The following is a 16,045-nucleotide window of genomic DNA, read 5'->3' as shown; positions in this document are numbered from 1 at the left end:
GTCCCCCTCTTCAAAGTGAAGAGGGGGTTTTTATATTGATAGAAATGAGGGAGATTTGTGAAATTACTAGATTTATTATCAAAAGGAATTGTAATAGGTGATGGCGCGGTTGGGACGTTATTACATTCACATGGCTTGCAAAGTAGTTTTGAAGAATTGAATATATCTGATCCAGATTTAATTATATCGATTCATAAGCAATATGTAGCTGCTGGGGCCGATGTAATTCAAACAAATACGTACGGAGCAAATGAAGCGAAATTACGTATGTATGGTTTAGAAAATCAAGTTACTGAAATTAATAGAGCGGCAGTGAAATTGGCAAAAGCATCTGTGACAGATAGAAATGCAATTTTAGGAACAATTGGTGGTATGAAACATATCGGAGCTGTTACAACGACTGATATAGAAAGAGAATTTATGCTACTTGAGCAGGCAAGTGCATTACTAGAAGAACAGGTTGATGGACTGCTATTAGAGACTTTCTATGATGAGTTTGAATTACTTCATGCTGTTCAGGTGTTACGAAAACAAACGAATATTCCAATTGTAGCTCAATTAGCGTTACATGAGGCAGGTACGACTCAAAATGGAAATGATGTAAATGAAATATTAAAACAGCTTTTAGATTATGGTGCAAATGTGGTTGGATTGAACTGCCAATTAGGACCACTTCATATGACGGAAGCTTTTAAAATGATATCGATTCCGCAAAATGGCTACTTGTCAGCATATCCGAATGCAGGTCTCCCAAATTATGTGGAGGGACGTTACGTATATGAGGGAAGTCCAGCTTATTTCGAAGCGATGACACCGAAATTTATTGAGCAAGGTATTCGGTTATTAGGTGGTTGTTGTGGCACGACTCCAGAACATATTGAAAGTATGAAACGTGCAATTGCAAATGTTACGCCTGTAATAGAAAAGGATACGATTCAAAGACCGAAAGTAGTTCATACACACGAGAAACGTTCGAAAGCTCATGTCACATTAGCAGAGAAAGCAAAAAAACAAACGACAGTAGTAGTGGAATTAGATCCACCGAAAACGTTAGATACGCAGCGATTTTTTGAAGGCGCAAGAGCATTGAAAAGAGCTGGAGCAGATGCTATTACTCTAGCAGATAATTCATTAGCATCGCCTCGCGTCTCGAATATGGCAATGGGGGCATTATTAACGAAGCACGATATTCCGGTATTGACTCACTTAACGTGTAGAGACCATAACGTCATTGGACTACAATCTCATTTACTAGGTTTATCAGCGTTAGGCATGGAAGAAGTGCTTGCTTTAACTGGAGATCCGGCACGTGTTGGTGATTTTCCAGGTGCCACTTCTGTATATGATTTGTCCTCTATTGAGCTCATTAAAATGATCAAAGAAATGAACGATGGGCGCTCCATTTTAGGGAAATCAATAGGGCCAGCAACAAGGTTTTCAATGGGAGGTGCGTTTAATCCGCATGTAAGACATTTAAAGGCAGCGGTTAAGCGAATGGAACGGAAAATAGATGCTGGAGCGGAATATTTCTTAACGCAGCCGATTTACGATATCGCGTTAATTGAAGAAGTATATGAAGCGACAAAGCATTTGGAACAACCTATTTTTATTGGGATTATGCCATTAATAAGTAAACGGAATGCAGATTTTCTTCATTTTGAGGTGCCAGGCATTACGCTACCTGAAGAAATAAGGGAGAGAATGGATGGACATGAAACGAAAGAGGCAGCAATTGAGGAAGGAATTCGCATTTCACAAGAATTAATCGATGCGGCGATGAAATATTTTAACGGCATTTATCTTATTACACCATTTCTAAAATATGAAATTACAGAACATCTTGTTAAATATGTGAGAGAAAAGCAAGAAGTGAAAGAAGGTATTAACTGATGAAATGTATAGAAGAAAAATTACAAAATAACATTTTAATATTAGATGGTGCAATGGGAACAATGATTCAGCAAGAGGACTTAACTGCGGAAGATTTCGGAGGAGAAGAGTACGAAGGTTGTAATGAATATTTAGTAGAAACAAGGCCTGATGTCATTTTGAAGATTCATAAAGCTTATATTGAAGCTGGAGCGGATATTATTGAAACAAATACATTTGGGGCGACAAATATTGTATTAAGTGATTATGAGTTGTCTCATTTAGACGAGGAACTAAATGAGAAAGCAGCGCGTTTAGCGAAGCAAGCGGTCAATGAAAGTGGCAAGGAAGTATATGTTGCGGGAGCAATGGGACCGACAACGAAAGCCATTAGTGTTACTGGTGGTGTGACGTTTGAAGAATTAATTGAAGCCTATACACGGCAGGCAAGAGGATTATTAAATGGCGACGTAGATGTATTACTCGTTGAGACGAGTCAAGATATGCGTAACGTGAAGGCAGCTTATATTGGAATTCAAGCTGCTTTTGACGAACTAAATAAAATTGTGCCTATCATGATTTCAGGAACGATTGAACCGATGGGAACGACTCTGGCTGGGCAAACCATTGAGGCTTTTTACTTATCGGTAGAACATATGAAGCCATTGTCCGTTGGGTTAAACTGTGCGACTGGCCCGGAATTTATGAGAGACCATATTCGTTCCCTATCTGATTTATCGGAGTGTTACATTTCTTGTTATCCAAATGCAGGTCTTCCTGATGAAGATGGACATTATCATGAATCTCCATCTTCTCTCGCTGAAAAAGTGAAGCGATTTGCTGAAGAAGGATGGGTTAATATTATCGGTGGTTGTTGTGGCACAACACCAGAACATGTAAAAGCAATGAAATCTGCGTTAGCGTCTCTTAAGCCGCGTGAACAGCAAGAGAGAGCTGGACATGGGGTTAGTGGATTAGAGGCACTTCAATATGATGATTCTATGAGACCGTTATTTGTTGGTGAAAGAACAAACGTTATTGGATCACGTAAATTTAAACGATTAGTAGCAGAAGGGAAATTTGAAGAGGCTGCTGAAGTCGCAAGAGCGCAAGTGAAGAAAAATGCTCATATTATTGATATTTGTATGGCAGATCCTGATCGCGATGAAATAGAAGATATGGAAAACTTCTTGGCAGAAGTTACGAAAGTGTTAAAAGTACCGATTATGATTGACTCAACAGATGAAAATGTGATGGAGCGAGCTCTTACTTATATTCAAGGAAAAGCTGTTATTAATTCAATTAATTTAGAAGATGGAGAAGAACGATTTAAAAAGGTGACGCCGCTCCTTCGGAAATATGGTGCTGCTATTGTTGTAGGAACAATTGATGAAGATGGTATGGCGGTTAGTGCAGAACGAAAACTCGAAATTGCGAAAAGAAGTTATGAGTTATTGACGACGAAATATGGTATACGCCCGTCAGATATTATTTTTGATGCACTAGTATTTCCTGTAGGTACAGGTGATGAAGAATATATTGGCTCGGCGGCAGCGACGATAGAAGGAATTCGTCTTATTAAAGAAGCGTTACCAGAGTGTTTAACGATTTTAGGTGTAAGTAACATATCATTTGGTTTACCACCAGCTGGACGCGAAGTATTAAATTCCGTCTTTTTATATCATGCAACGAAAGCAGGATTAGATTATGCGATTGTGAATACGGAAAAATTAGAGCGGTATGCGTCAATTCCTGAGGAAGAAAAACGTCTTGCAGATGCATTGCTTTTTGAAACGACGCAAGCGACGTTGGAAGAATTCACAAACTTCTATCGCGTGGCAAAAAAGAAAGATGTCGTTATCCAAGAAACATTAACTCTTGATGAAAGGCTAGCAAATTACATTGTAGAAGGTACGAAGCAAGGATTACAAGAAGATTTAAGTCTTGCACTTACAGAAGGAAGAAAGCCCTTAGATATTATTAATGGTCCACTTATGACAGGAATGGATGAGGTGGGACGATTATTTAATAATAATGAGCTTATCGTTGCTGAAGTATTGCAAAGTGCTGAAAGTATGAAAGCTGCCGTAAGCTATTTAGAGCCACATATGGAATCTAGCGATAGTGCGAAAAAAGGGAAAGTATTATTAGCAACTGTTAAAGGTGACGTACATGATATTGGGAAAAATCTCGTTGAAATTATTTTATCGAATAACGGATATGAGATTATTAATTTAGGAATCAATGTTCGCTCGGATCGAATTGTACAAGAAGTACAAGAAAAGCAGCCTGATATTATTGGTCTTTCTGGTTTATTAGTAAAATCAGCGCAACAAATGGTAACGACTGCTGAAGATTTAAAAGCAGCAAATATTGATGTTCCAATCGTTGTAGGTGGGGCAGCGTTAACGAGAAAGTTTACAGATAACCGTATTTCACCATCATATAAAGGGCTCGTATGCTATGCGAGTGATGCGATGACTGGTCTGGATATTATTAATAAGCTTCAAAAGGAAGAAGAGCGTGAGAAGATGAAACAAGATAAAAAAGAGCGTCATCTTCATATCGTAGAAAAAGAGGAGAAGAAAGTAGAGATTCCAGCAGTAATTGAGCCATTACCGAAGGCAGAGGTTATAGTGCCTGATTCAACAAAGCGAATTGTATTACGTGATATTCCAGCCCTTCATCTTGCTCCATTTTTAAATAGACAGATGTTACTTGGACATCACCTTGGATTAAAAGGAAATGTGAAGAAGCTTCTACGAGAGGGGGATAAAAGAGCGCACGAATTAAATGATTTAATAGACGAACTATTGCAGGAAGGACAATCTTGGTTAAAACCGAAAGCAGTGTATCAATTTTTCCCAGCGCAAAGCGACGGACAAAATATTGTAATATATGATCCAGAAGATCATACGCGTGTTATAGAGCGTTTCACATTCCCTAGACAAGGAAAAGCACCATATCGTACTTTAGGTGATTATTTACGCCCAGTTGGAGATGAGATGGACTATGTTGCTTTCCTATCTGTTACGGTTGGGGAAGGTGTTCGGGACATTGCTGAAGAGTGGAAGGTGAAGGGTGATTATTTACGCAGTCATGCCATTCAATCGTTAGCGCTTGAACTAGCAGAAGGACTTGCTGAAAAAACACATATGCTCATTCGTGATCGCTGGGGTATTCCGGATTCACCAGAACTGACGATGGAAGAACGTTTCCGTACGAAATATAGAGGTATACGCGTGTCCTTTGGTTATCCAGCATGTCCAGAACTTGCGGATCAAGAAAAGTTATTTCGCTTAATTCACCCAGAAGAAATAGGTATTTCATTAACGGAAGGATTTATGATGGAGCCAGAAGCATCTGTGACGGCTATGGTATTTTCTCACCCTGAGGCAAGATATTTTAGTGTATTATAGTGTAGAAGGGGGAGACGTATGAAGAAAATAGTCTTTACAGGTGGCGGTTCGGCAGGGCATGTAACACCTAATTTAGCCATCATTCCACATTTACAAGAACAGAATTGGGATATTTCTTATATCGGTTCTCATCAAGGAATTGAGAAAACGATTATAGAAAAGGAAGGCATTCCGTACTATAGTATTGCAAGCGGAAAGCTACGTCGTTATTTTGATTTGAAAAATATAAAAGATCCTTTTCTTGTAATGAAGGGTGTTATGGATGCGTATGTAAGGATCCGAAAACTAAAACCGGATGTGATTTTTTCAAAAGGTGGTTTCGTATCTGTACCAGTCGTAATTGGAGGATGGCTAAATAGAGTCCCTGTTTTATTACATGAATCTGATATGACGCCAGGACTAGCAAATAAAATTGCGCTCCGTTTTGCTTCGAAAATATTTGTTACATTTGAAGAAGCTGCGAAACATTTACCGAAAGAAAAAGTAATTTATACAGGATCTCCTGTACGTGAAGAAGTGCTAAAGGGAAATCGTGAAAAAGGTTTAGCGTTTTTAGGTTTTTCACATAAAAAGCCAGTTATTACAATCATGGGAGGAAGTTTGGGCGCAAAGAAAATTAATGAAACGGTTCGAGAGGCGTTACCAGAACTTCTGAAAAAATATCAAATCGTTCATCTTTGCGGAAAAGGTAATCTTGATGAAAGTTTACAAAATAAAGAAGGATATAGACAATTTGAATATATACATGGAGAGCTGCCAGACATATTAGCGATAACAGACTTTGTTATTTCGCGTGCGGGCTCTAATGCCATTTTTGAGTTTTTAACATTGCAAAAGCCGATGGTTTTAATTCCGCTATCGAAATTTGCAAGTCGTGGAGATCAAATATTAAATGCAGAGTCTTTTGAAAGACAAGGATATGCTTCTGTATTGTATGAAGAAGATGTGACTGTAAAATCTCTTATAAAGCATGTCGAAGAATTAAATCAAAATAATGAGATGTATAAAACAGCATTGAAAAAATATAATGGAAAAGAAGCAATTCAAACAATTATTCAACATATTTCAGAGGCATGATGAAACAATCATGCCTCTTTTAATAGGATGAAAGATTCCAAGAAACAGTGTTTTTATGTTACAATAACAAATGGATTAGTAGGGAAATTCCAATTAATGAAGCGTGAAAATACGAATGGATTAGGAGTGACTGTGTTGGAGCTAAGTCTCTATGAAAATACTGCACTTATTATATGCTTTGTGTTGTACGTTGGTAGTGTTATTGTTTATATTTCAAGGAAATTTTCGCAAGAAAGAGAACTTGAAAAATCAGAAATAACAGCTGAACTAGAAATGTTAGCTGATGAAAGTTATAAAAAGAAAAAAATAAAAGAAGAGCATGAAGAATCCCATCATTTAAACGCAAATAAGTTTTAAAGATGGGAATTTTTTTTTGAAGTCGTTCTTTATTATGTGTATAGCAAGTAACGCTAAAAGGAGTTTCCCATACATAATGAAGGAGTGTATATAAATGAATTTTTATGTCGCCTCAGGATTCCAGAATAAACATCTTGTACGTTCTATAGCAAATGAACTGAAACATGCAGGATGGCACCATACATATGATTGGATAAGAAACGAAAGAGCAGTGAATCAAGATCAATTAAGAGAAATTGGTCAGGCAGAAAAGAATGCTATAAAAGAAGCGGATGTCTTTTTACTTATATTAGATGGCGGAAACGGGAGCCATACAGAGTTTGGAATGGCGATTGCGCTAGAGAAAAAGATATATGTATACCATGAAAGAAACCCGCTTCAAACAACGTTCTATCATTTGCCAGAAATAAATATTTTTGAAGGAGATGCAACTGAATTTGCATCTTATGTTATGGATCACGTGAAATAATAATAACTGTCTAAAAGGTTATAAAAGTGATCTTTTGGGTACAGTGATGATAAGAAACGTATATAAAGGAGTATATAATATGAAATTAGAAAATGGATGGGAAACGAGCTTTTTAGAAGTCGTACAAAATAGTGAGTTTAAGAAAGATGCACTTCTTAGTCAATTGCTTTGTGAGGATAGTGAAGAAGTTGAGGAGCTTGTTGATGATTATGGTTATGAAGAAATTATTGACCGCGAACATGATGAGGAATTAGCTGATATTTTAGGAGAAGAACTTTTTAGTGAGATGGAACGATGCGTATTCTTATCTTCACAGCCAGAAGAAAAACTTATTTCATTCGTAAATGGATTAGGTTTTCACGTGTTAGATTGGATCGTTCTTCTTGAAACAGAATTTGGAATTGATAGTGCAAACTTTACATCGGACGCCGTGAAAATGTTAGAAAAGCGTTTTAGACAGTTTCCATACATAGAAGATAAAACAATTTTTGATATGACATTCGGAGAAGCAATGGATGTATTACAATCCATTACAGGATTACAACTGAAGGAAAAGATGAACGTATAATGTAAAAAAAGAACGTGAGGCTATCACGTTCTTTTTTTACATTATAATAATTTTGTCATCTAGTTTTGTCTGTCCGCTAAGAAGTGCGTTTAAATATTCCACTTTTCTTATACAGGCCTGTATATGTCTTTCAACCTCTTGCAACTCTGCTTGGTGATGTGTTTCAATCGGATGAATTTGTACGTTGAATTTTTCAAATTGACTACTATATGTTATTTCTGCATAGCCGCTCATAATATCCATTTCGTTATGAAATAAAAATTGCTTCGTTTTGTCACAGAATGATACATTCTGAAAGCCATATACTTTTAATGCTTCAATTACCTTTTTTATCGTTTTTATATTCATTTTTTAACCCTCTTTACGAAGTTCTACTTCTATAGTATAACATAAAAAATTACATAGAAAGCGCTTCCAAGTGTATTTTATTATAAACTTTACGTTTCGATCACAAAAATGAAACAAAGAAAAAATAATTGTAAAGAAGGAAGGACTCTTTTATTGTTTCGTCATATATATAGAGAAATAGTGCAATGAAAGGAAATTTTCCGAGGTGGAGATCGTATTTCCAATTTGAGCGCAGTAAAAGAGGTGAAAATCTTGAACTTTGATATTGTAGGACAAAAAGCATATATAAAAGATGGACCGCATCGGAACCGAATTGGAATTGTAAAGAAAGACGAGACAAAATTAGAATCGCAGTTTGCTATTGTAATTGGAGAACAAATCATTGATGTAGACCTAAAGGATATCGTGTTAGTTGGAGTAGACGTAGGACAATTTCATAAATGGTGCGAACAAAATGGTTATTTGTGAAAAGGACGGGCTGTGAGATAATGAAATATATTTGAGAGAAGAGAATATGTTATTGTATTCTCTTTTTCTATTTGTAAGGAGACAGAAATGAAGTATAAAGAACGAGATTTTACATTGGAGTTAAAAGAGAAAATTCAATGCATGGAGAAGGAAATAGAGAGAATATCATTTAAACTTTTTAAAGATTATTCACATTTGTACATAGAGAAAAACATGGAATTATTTATAGAACTCATCAGAGATAAAGAATATCCTTTTGAAACAGGATATTCTTCATCCGTTTCGATAGCTGTATTAGATGAAGAAGGGAAGATGATTGAATTTTATACAGTTCCTATCTGGGAATGTTGTAATTATTTTTTAGGAGTACCGCTTCAAATAAGGCTTTGGGGAAGTAAGTTAAGTGGTGAACTTGTTGATGAATCTTATTGTGAGATAGAAGAGGAGTTAAAGGAGCGCTTGGAAGAGTTTTTACAGTTTGCAGATGAGGAATAATAGTTAGTCTTTAGTTTAAAACTAATAGTTATTAAAAAATGAAAAACGGTATATTTTCGTTATATCTATACGTGATGCCTTATGTATAAAAGACAAAGAGAAAGATGAAAAGAACTAAAAAAGGCCGCTAACAGTTTTTGTTAGCGGTCTTTTCATTATGAAGCAATTTCACCAGTTTTTGTATCATCTTGATTGTACGTATCTTGATCTAATTCACCAAGCCATTTACTAGAAATAAGACCTGCTGTCATAGAACCACTTACGTTAAGAGCTGTACGGCCCATATCGATTAATGGTTCAACTGAGATAACAAGAGCGACAATACCGATTGGTAAGTTCATTGTAGATAGTACGATTAACGCTGCGAACGTTGCACCGCCACCAACACCGGCAACACCGAATGAGCTAATCGCAACGACAGCGATTAAAGTTAAAATAAATTGTGGTTGTAATGGATCGATTCCTACCGTTGGAGCGACCATCATTGCAAGCATTGCTGGATAAATACCTGCGCAACCGTTTTGCCCGATAGATACTCCAAATGATGCTGCGAAGTTGGCAATCCCTTCGGAAATACCAAGCTTTTCTTTTTGCGCTTCAATATTTAATGGCATTGCACCAGCACTAGAGCGAGATGTGAATGCAAATGTTAATACAGGGAATACCTTTTTTAAATATTGAATTGGATTTAAACCAGATAGAGCAATTAATAATAAGTGGATAACGAACATTACGATAAGTGCTACGTAAGACGCTAACACGAAGTTACCAAGTTTTAAAATAGCATTTATATCGCTACCAGCAACTGTTTTTGCCATAAGAGCTAATACGCCGTATGGAGTAAGACGTAAAATTAATGTTACCATACGCATTACGATTGCATATACAGCATCAAGCATTTTCTTAAATAGTTCTGCTTGTTCTGGATATTTTCGTTTTACACCTATAAAGGCGATACCGATAAAGGCTGCAAATATTACAACAGAAATTGTTGATGTTGGACGAGCGCCTGTTAAATCAAGAAACGGATTTGTAGGCAATAGTTCTAATAATTTATCTGGAATTGTTGTTTTTTCAATAGAAGTAAATCTTTCTTCAACTAGCTTCAGACGAGCAGATTCTGCATCACCTTGTTGTAGGCCTGTTGCTGATACATCAAATCCAGCACTTGCAGCGATACCGACAGCTGCAGCGATTCCTGTAGTAAGAATTAAAATACCGATAATAAGACCACTAATTTTACCAAGGTTTTTCGTTAACTGTAATTTTGTAAAGGCTGAAATAATAGATACTAAAATAAGTGGCATAACGATCATTTGAAGTAATTTCACATAACCGTTACCGATCAAGCCAAACCAAGTATTTGATTCAATAATTACTTTAGAAGTTGGCTCATAAATAAATTGTAATATAAGACCGAATATAATTCCGACTCCTAAAGCAGTAAATACACGTTTATTAAAAGATACATGCTTACGTTGCATATAATATAATACGCCAACTAAGATGAGCATGACTGCAACGTTAATTCCGACAAGCAGTGTATTCATGTTGATTCCCCCTAATTCCAATCTGTTATATAGAATATAAGGTAATAAAACCTATAAGTCAACTAGGAAATTACGGAATTTAAAAAAAGATGGCAAAATGCCATCTTTTAATGTCCAGCCCCAGGGACAAGTAAAAACGTCGTGTAGTATGTAAATCCTATGAAGAAAACAGTCAAATATGCCCCGAATACGTATATATACATACGCTCTGTTAAATTTAAATAGCTTAAAAGTACGAAGAAACCTGTTTGTCCTAAAAATAGTAGTGCGGTCGAATGCATATCCCCTACGTAAAACATAACCGAGAAAATTCCAGTCCAAAAGCCGAGAACGCGAAACATGCGCTCCATGCCATCTCCCTCCTTTTCTAAAAAAAGTAAACCTCACTTCATTATAGTTTATTTTTCTTACTATTGTAAATATTCGTTCATATAAAAAGAAGCCAATTATAATTGGCTTCTTTTTATATGAGAAATTAAATTGTTAGTTTATAATTACAAGATTTACATCCATCTAGTAGACTGTCATTTCGTGTTAATTCCGTGTTAGGGAATAGGATTTCAAAAATCCCTTTCATCATATCTCCGTGCATATTACAAATTTCAGTTGGGTGATGAACAGCAACTTCTTTAAATGGACAATTGTGTACATCATAGAAAATTTTCGTTCCATCTGCACTTAATTCAAATGCCGGTGATAAGCCAGCTGTTGAGAAAGCTTCTTTTGCAATTTGAACTTTTTGCTCGACTGTTAAAGCATCTTCATTCACATTTAAACGCAGCATATGTTGTTGCATTAATTCGGCTCCAAATTGTTTTCCAGTTTCGTATAGTGCTTTTTCACCAGCAGCGCCAAGGCTAAGTAAAGAATTAAATGCTATTCTTGCTAACAATTGATAATCACGGAATGGAAATTGTAATTGGATAACATCTTCAGATAATACATATAATCTGCTTGGTCGTCCGCCTTTTCCAGTTTTCTTCGTTTCCGATTTCAGCATATGAACATCTTCTAATTTAGATAAATGTAAACGCGCTACGTTTGGATGAATGTCAAACTCATCTGCAATTTCTTGTACAGTTACGTAACTATGTTTTTGAGAAATATATTTATAAATGTAATAACGAGTTGGGTCAGATAATACACCTGTAATTTTTAAAGCTTGTTCCATGAGGATCTCCACCTTTATCACTTTATCCAAGATAATAACATTATAATACAGATAAACTTTCATATAGGTAATTTCAGACAATAATTCGGAAATTGTTCATAATTTCACAAACATATTTTTCCTTTTCCCTCTGGTGAAAATACAAAAATGCTGATTTTTCTTATAAATTTTTTCATGCTATATACATAGTGGGGAGGGAAAAATGATGAATGGAATTGAAAGTTTTGCGAATACGATTTTGAAAGAAGCGTGCAGGGTACAAGCTTCGGATTTACATATTGTACCCCGGAAGAAGGATGTAGCGGTTCAACTGCGTATAGGAAAAGATTTAATGACGAGATATTGTATCGAAAAGGAATTTGGAGAAAAACTTGTTTCACACTTTAAATTTTTAGCATCCATGGATATAGGGGAGAGGCGGAAGCCACAAAATGGTTCACTGTATTTACAAATGGATGGGCAAGAAGTATATTTACGCCTTTCCACGCTACCAACTGTATATCAAGAAAGTCTCGTTATTCGTCTTCATTTACAAGCATCTATTCAGCCGTTATCTCATCTTTCGTTATTTCCAAGTACAGCGAAGAAACTACTCTCTTTTTTACACTATTCACATGGGTTACTCGTATTTACTGGACCAACTGGTTCTGGAAAGACAACAACAATGTATGCATTGTTAGAGGTAATTAGAAAAAAGAAAACACGTCGCATCGTTACACTGGAGGACCCAGTTGAAAAAAGAAATGACGATGTATTACAAATTCAAATAAATGAAAAAGCAGGTATCACATATGAGGCAGGATTAAAGGCTATTTTACGTCATGATCCGGATATTATTTTAGTCGGTGAAATTCGTGATGAAGAAACAGCGAAAATTGCTATAAGAGCAAGTTTGACTGGACATTTAGTAATGACGACACTGCATACGAATGATGCGAAAGGGGCGATACTCAGGTTCATGGATTTTGGTATAACGAGGCAAGAAATTGAACAATCTTTATTGGCTATAGCTGCACAACGACTTGTCGAATTGAAGTGTCCGTTTTGCAAAAGAAAGTGCTCAACTTTATGTAAATCAATGAGGCAAGTAAGACAAGCGAGTATTTATGAGTTGTTATATGGATATGAGTTAAAACAAGCAATTAAAGAAGCGAATGGGGAATGTGTCACATACAAGCACGAAACATTAGAATCTTCGATACGAAAAGGATACGCTTTAGGATTTTTAGAAGAGGATGTGTATGTTTAAGAAAATATGGAGTTTAAGTGATCAAGTAGTATTGCTAAAACGATTAGGAGAACTATTAGAAAAAGGATACTCCCTTTTGCAGGCATTAGAATTTTTACGGTTTCAATTACCTTTAGAAAAGAAAGTACAATTGCAGCACATGATTGATGGATTAAAAGATGGAAAAAGTCTACACGATTCTTTTCATCAATTAAAGTTTCATCAGGAGATGTTAAGTTATTTATTTTATGCCGAGAAACATGGTGATATTTCTTTTGCATTGCAACAAGGGAGCGCACTTCTTTATAAAAAGGATAAGTATAGGAAAGATATGATGAAAATAATGCAGTACCCTATGTTTTTGGCGTTCTTTTTAATAATTATGATTGTGATTTTTAACCGCATTTTATTACCGCAGGTTGATATGGTATATAGTTCATTCGGTTCTACAGCATCGTTATTTACAGAACAAATATTAAGTGCGATTAAGCTACTACCCTATCTTATTTTTAGCACTATTTTTATCGTTATGATTGGCTGTAGTGTATATATATTGTACTTTCGGAAACTCCCGCATATTCAGCAGGTAAAATTTAAGCTTCGTATCCCCCTCGTAAAAACATTTCTTATTTTAAAGCATTCACATTATTTCGCCACTCAATTGAGCGGTTTATTATACGGTGGACTATCAGTACTTGAGGCTCTAACAATAATGATGGAGCAAAAATATCATCCGTTCTTTCAGTATGAAGCGGGCCGAATTGAACGCCAATTAATTGCGGGAGAACCGTTGCAATCTATTATTGCTAAAAGTGGATATTATGAGGAAGAACTTTCTTATATTATTACGCATGGACAAGCAAATGGTAATTTGGCGATTGAATTAGGTGACTATAGCGATCTTATTATGGAAAAGATGGAGCAAAAAGTTAACCGTATGTTAGTGATCATTCAACCAATTTTATTTACGTGTATTGGAGGAATAGTCGTTCTTATGTATTTAGCGATGATTATGCCAATGTTTCAAATGATGAATTCTATTTAGGGGGTGTTTACATGCAGAATGAGGAGGGATTTACCCTTTTAGAAATGTTATTAGTTATGGTCGTCATCACTGTATTATTACTATTAATTATTCCGAATGTAGTTACACAGCGCTCATCTGTCGAAGGAACAGGATGTAAAGCCTATGTGAAATCTATAGAAGCTCAAATACAGGTGTACCAATTACAACATAATAAAATCCCCTCGCTAAAAGAGCTAAGGGATGAAAAATATATTACAACTGATAAGTGTCCGAATGGTGAATCCATTCATATTTCAAATGATGGCACAGTAACAACTGGGAAACTGTGAAACAAAAAGGTTTTACTCTTTTAGAAATGCTACTCGTTCTATTTGCAATTTCTGTACTAAGTATAGTCACGTATTTTAACGTACATTCATTACACGAAAAGCAAAAAGTCGAACAATTTTTAAGACAGTTTTCAAATGATATTTTGTATATGCAACAATTAGCGATAAATCGTCAAAAACACTATACATTACGATGGCATAAAGATAGACATATGTATTATATAGGGGAGCTAAGTACGAATTTTACTATAATTAAAAGAGAATATGATAGCGATATACAAATTGATTTGAATACTTTTCCAAATCCGATGACATATAATCCGAGTGGAAATATTAATAGAGGTGGCACGATTTTACTTTCGTATCGAAGTTATAAATATGAGATTGTATTTCAGCTTGGAAGAGGGAGATTTACGTATCGTGAAATGTCAAAAAGGATCAGTGATGGTTGAGATGCTTGTAGCGTTAAGTATAGTAATGATGGCAGTGTCTTTACTACTTCCGCAAACAGTATTGATTATGCAAGAACGAAAAAACATACAAATTCGTTATAAAGCATTTGTATTATTAAAAAGAGAAGCGGCTTTATATATGTATGAAAATGGGGCGAAACAACAACAAGAAAAAATCGTAAATGGAAATGTATATTACACATATTGGGGAGGAAATGAAGTTTGTGCTATGTGGAAAGATGTGAAAGGAAGAATGGTGGAACAATGCTTTTATGCAGGAGAAAAAATAAATTAGAAGTTGGGTTTACATTAATAGAAATGATCGTATGTTTTTTTCTGTTATCACTGTTCGTGTTACTCTTGCCACGTTTAAATTTTATTGGGGTAGAAAACGACCAATCAAAAGGATTAAATAATTGGGAATGGGATGTATTTTTAGGACAAGTACAGTTAGAGTTTCGTGAAGTATCTTTTGTAGAAAAAGTAGTCAATGAAAATAAAGATAGTCTGTTGCGTTTCCAGCTTCGCACTGGAGATGAAGTGACGTATGAAAAATTGAATAATCATCTGATAAGAAAAGTAAATATGCGCGGAAGAGAAGTTATATTACAAAATGTTGGAATGGTTTCGTATGAAGTAACATCACATTTGCTTTTTATAAATGTGAAAGATAGGAGTGGGAAAATACATGAAGGTGTAGCTGTAAGGTATAGCGAAATGGAAATGAATATATGAGAAAACAAGATGGATTTACGATGCCAGGAACAATCATTTTTCTTGTATTATTAACTTCGTTCTTTATATACGAAACGAATATGTTACTTATAGATAAAAAATTTTATATTGAAATAGAGCAAAAGTTTGTAATGGAGGAACTACTAAATCGATCGATTACAAGTATAAAAAAAGACTTACAGCAAAAAGAAAAGGAAGATACATTTTTCTTTCAATATGAAAAGGGCGAAGTAAGTGGAAATTACGACTTTGAAAACGATGTTATACTCGTGTCGTTGCAGTGCAAAATTAAACAGGAAGTTTTCTATAAAGTAAGCTTTCGCTATAGAAAAAAGGATGAAAAAATATTCGATTGGATAGAAGGATAGTCTGTGAAATATACGGATAAAAACCATAATTTCTCATTTTAAAACAGGCTGTTTTTTTATAGGAAATGGAGAAATAAAACAATTGAAAGTTTAAATTTTCTCAAAAAAGAGAAAG

At 35.3% G+C, this 16,045-nt stretch carries 19 protein-coding genes; 15 read left to right on the top strand and 4 right to left on the bottom strand.

All coding sequences use genetic code 11. The features are described from left to right. Nucleotides 1–57 precede the first annotated feature (57 nt). The 6 genes from MR115_RS05840 to MR115_RS05815 all read left to right on the top strand — a co-directional run bounded on the left by MR115_RS05840 (nt 58) and on the right by MR115_RS05815 (nt 7,759). Complete coding sequence (locus MR115_RS05840) at nt 58–1,890, top strand: bifunctional homocysteine S-methyltransferase/methylenetetrahydrofolate reductase (protein WP_242240424.1); 1,833 nt, start codon at nt 58–60, stop codon at nt 1,888–1,890. Then, nucleotides 1,890–5,288, top strand: coding sequence for a methionine synthase (metH, locus tag MR115_RS05835; protein ID WP_242240421.1), 3,399 nt, complete (start codon nt 1,890–1,892; stop codon nt 5,286–5,288). Before MR115_RS05840 ends, metH begins: the two co-directional genes overlap by 1 nt. Before the next feature lie 18 nt (nt 5,289–5,306). Further along, entirely contained in the window at nt 5,307–6,365 is a 1,059-nt protein-coding gene (gene murG / locus MR115_RS05830; RefSeq protein WP_242240418.1) for an undecaprenyldiphospho-muramoylpentapeptide beta-N-acetylglucosaminyltransferase, read from the top strand. A gap of 96 nt (nt 6,366–6,461) precedes the next feature. Further along, on the top strand, nt 6,462–6,722 hold the full coding sequence (locus MR115_RS05825) for a DUF3966 domain-containing protein (RefSeq protein ID WP_000817963.1): 261 nt from the start codon (nt 6,462–6,464) through the stop codon (nt 6,720–6,722). A 94-nt stretch (nt 6,723–6,816) separates the two neighbouring features. After that, nucleotides 6,817–7,191: a nucleoside 2-deoxyribosyltransferase gene (locus tag MR115_RS05820; protein ID WP_242240415.1), complete on the top strand. Its 375-nt coding sequence runs from the start codon at nt 6,817–6,819 to the stop codon at nt 7,189–7,191. 79 nt (nt 7,192–7,270) lie between these two features. Further along, nucleotides 7,271–7,759 (top strand): hypothetical protein, encoded by a 489-nt coding sequence (locus MR115_RS05815; RefSeq protein ID WP_061677376.1) that lies wholly within the window; start codon nt 7,271–7,273, stop codon nt 7,757–7,759. Between the two features lie 36 nt (nt 7,760–7,795). Here MR115_RS05815 and MR115_RS05810 read toward each other — a convergent pair whose 3' ends face one another. After that, nucleotides 7,796–8,107, bottom strand: coding sequence for a hypothetical protein (locus tag MR115_RS05810; RefSeq protein WP_242240413.1), 312 nt, complete (start codon nt 8,105–8,107; stop codon nt 7,796–7,798). Between the two features lie 252 nt (nt 8,108–8,359). On the opposite strand from MR115_RS05810, the gene MR115_RS05805 reads away from it, so the two are divergent. Both MR115_RS05805 and MR115_RS05800 read left to right on the top strand, forming a co-directional pair. Beyond that, complete coding sequence (locus MR115_RS05805; protein ID WP_071721146.1) at nt 8,360–8,575, top strand: DUF3912 family protein; 216 nt, start codon at nt 8,360–8,362, stop codon at nt 8,573–8,575. 87 nt (nt 8,576–8,662) lie between these two features. Continuing rightward, nucleotides 8,663–9,070, top strand: coding sequence for a hypothetical protein (locus MR115_RS05800; protein ID WP_061677378.1), 408 nt, complete (start codon nt 8,663–8,665; stop codon nt 9,068–9,070). A gap of 155 nt (nt 9,071–9,225) precedes the next feature. Here the strand turns inward: MR115_RS05800 and MR115_RS05795 are convergent, their stop codons facing one another. The 3 genes from MR115_RS05795 to MR115_RS05785 form a co-directional block, all read right to left on the bottom strand. After that, a complete protein-coding gene (locus MR115_RS05795) occupies nt 9,226–10,620 on the bottom strand; it encodes an L-cystine transporter (RefSeq protein WP_001094339.1) in 1,395 nt (464 codons plus the stop codon). Between the two features lie 107 nt (nt 10,621–10,727). Beyond that, on the bottom strand, nt 10,728–10,970 hold the full coding sequence (locus MR115_RS05790) for a DUF2626 domain-containing protein (protein ID WP_000440714.1): 243 nt from the start codon (nt 10,968–10,970) through the stop codon (nt 10,728–10,730). Between the two features lie 125 nt (nt 10,971–11,095). Continuing rightward, nucleotides 11,096–11,791, bottom strand: a complete 696-nt coding sequence (locus MR115_RS05785; protein WP_061677379.1) for a helix-turn-helix transcriptional regulator — start codon at nt 11,789–11,791, stop codon at nt 11,096–11,098. Nucleotides 11,792–11,996: 205 nt separating this feature from the next. On the opposite strand from MR115_RS05785, the gene comGA reads away from it, so the two are divergent. The 7 genes from comGA to comGG are packed head-to-tail and all read left to right on the top strand — an operon-like array spanning nt 11,997 to nt 15,930. Next, nucleotides 11,997–13,040: a competence protein ComGA gene (gene comGA, locus MR115_RS05780; protein ID WP_061677380.1), complete on the top strand. Its 1,044-nt coding sequence runs from the start codon at nt 11,997–11,999 to the stop codon at nt 13,038–13,040. Further along, a complete protein-coding gene (comGB, locus tag MR115_RS05775; RefSeq protein WP_242240411.1) occupies nt 13,033–14,064 on the top strand; it encodes a competence type IV pilus assembly protein ComGB in 1,032 nt (343 codons plus the stop codon). Before comGA ends, comGB begins: the two co-directional genes overlap by 8 nt. An 11-nt stretch (nt 14,065–14,075) precedes the next feature. Further along, nucleotides 14,076–14,375, top strand: coding sequence for a competence type IV pilus major pilin ComGC (comGC, locus tag MR115_RS05770; protein ID WP_242240408.1), 300 nt, complete (start codon nt 14,076–14,078; stop codon nt 14,373–14,375). Further along, nucleotides 14,372–14,827, top strand: coding sequence for a comG operon protein ComGD (comGD, locus tag MR115_RS05765; protein WP_242240406.1), 456 nt, complete (start codon nt 14,372–14,374; stop codon nt 14,825–14,827). Before comGC ends, comGD begins: the two co-directional genes overlap by 4 nt. Further along, nucleotides 14,820–15,122: a competence type IV pilus minor pilin ComGE gene (comGE, locus tag MR115_RS05760; RefSeq protein WP_242240623.1), complete on the top strand. Its 303-nt coding sequence runs from the start codon at nt 14,820–14,822 to the stop codon at nt 15,120–15,122. The genes comGD and comGE overlap by 8 nt, the downstream gene beginning before the upstream one ends. Next, nucleotides 15,092–15,562: a competence type IV pilus minor pilin ComGF gene (gene comGF / locus MR115_RS05755; protein ID WP_242240404.1), complete on the top strand. Its 471-nt coding sequence runs from the start codon at nt 15,092–15,094 to the stop codon at nt 15,560–15,562. Before comGE ends, comGF begins: the two co-directional genes overlap by 31 nt. Continuing rightward, complete coding sequence (gene comGG, locus MR115_RS05750; protein WP_242240401.1) at nt 15,559–15,930, top strand: competence type IV pilus minor pilin ComGG; 372 nt, start codon at nt 15,559–15,561, stop codon at nt 15,928–15,930. The genes comGF and comGG overlap by 4 nt, the downstream gene beginning before the upstream one ends. Nucleotides 15,931–16,045 lie beyond the last annotated feature (115 nt).

The organism is Bacillus cereus group sp. BfR-BA-01309 (assembly GCF_022664315.1).
GTDB classification, from domain to species: domain Bacteria; phylum Bacillota; class Bacilli; order Bacillales; family Bacillaceae_G; genus Bacillus_A; species Bacillus_A mobilis.
Note: the sequence above shows the minus strand (reverse complement) of the source record. Positions and strands in the feature narration are given on the sequence as shown.

Coding starts and splice junctions, on each gene's coding strand:
- comGA (WP_061677380.1), top strand. CDS start 11,997: ATGAATGGAATTGAAAGTTTTGCGAATACGATTTTGAAAGAAGCGTGC.
- MR115_RS05825 (WP_000817963.1), top strand. CDS start 6,462: ATGAAGCGTGAAAATACGAATGGATTAGGAGTGACTGTGTTGGAGCTA.
- MR115_RS05790 (WP_000440714.1), bottom strand. CDS start 10,970: ATGGAGCGCATGTTTCGCGTTCTCGGCTTTTGGACTGGAATTTTCTCG.
- comGB (WP_242240411.1), top strand. CDS start 13,033: ATGTTTAAGAAAATATGGAGTTTAAGTGATCAAGTAGTATTGCTAAAA.
- comGG (WP_242240401.1), top strand. CDS start 15,559: ATGAGAAAACAAGATGGATTTACGATGCCAGGAACAATCATTTTTCTT.
- MR115_RS05795 (WP_001094339.1), bottom strand. CDS start 10,620: ATGAATACACTGCTTGTCGGAATTAACGTTGCAGTCATGCTCATCTTA.
- MR115_RS05815 (WP_061677376.1), top strand. CDS start 7,271: ATGAAATTAGAAAATGGATGGGAAACGAGCTTTTTAGAAGTCGTACAA.
- metH (WP_242240421.1), top strand. CDS start 1,890: ATGAAATGTATAGAAGAAAAATTACAAAATAACATTTTAATATTAGAT.
- MR115_RS05820 (WP_242240415.1), top strand. CDS start 6,817: ATGAATTTTTATGTCGCCTCAGGATTCCAGAATAAACATCTTGTACGT.
- comGC (WP_242240408.1), top strand. CDS start 14,076: ATGCAGAATGAGGAGGGATTTACCCTTTTAGAAATGTTATTAGTTATG.
- comGE (WP_242240623.1), top strand. CDS start 14,820: ATGGTTGAGATGCTTGTAGCGTTAAGTATAGTAATGATGGCAGTGTCT.
- MR115_RS05800 (WP_061677378.1), top strand. CDS start 8,663: ATGAAGTATAAAGAACGAGATTTTACATTGGAGTTAAAAGAGAAAATT.
- MR115_RS05810 (WP_242240413.1), bottom strand. CDS start 8,107: ATGAATATAAAAACGATAAAAAAGGTAATTGAAGCATTAAAAGTATAT.
- MR115_RS05785 (WP_061677379.1), bottom strand. CDS start 11,791: ATGGAACAAGCTTTAAAAATTACAGGTGTATTATCTGACCCAACTCGT.
- murG (WP_242240418.1), top strand. CDS start 5,307: ATGAAGAAAATAGTCTTTACAGGTGGCGGTTCGGCAGGGCATGTAACA.
- comGF (WP_242240404.1), top strand. CDS start 15,092: ATGCTTTTATGCAGGAGAAAAAATAAATTAGAAGTTGGGTTTACATTA.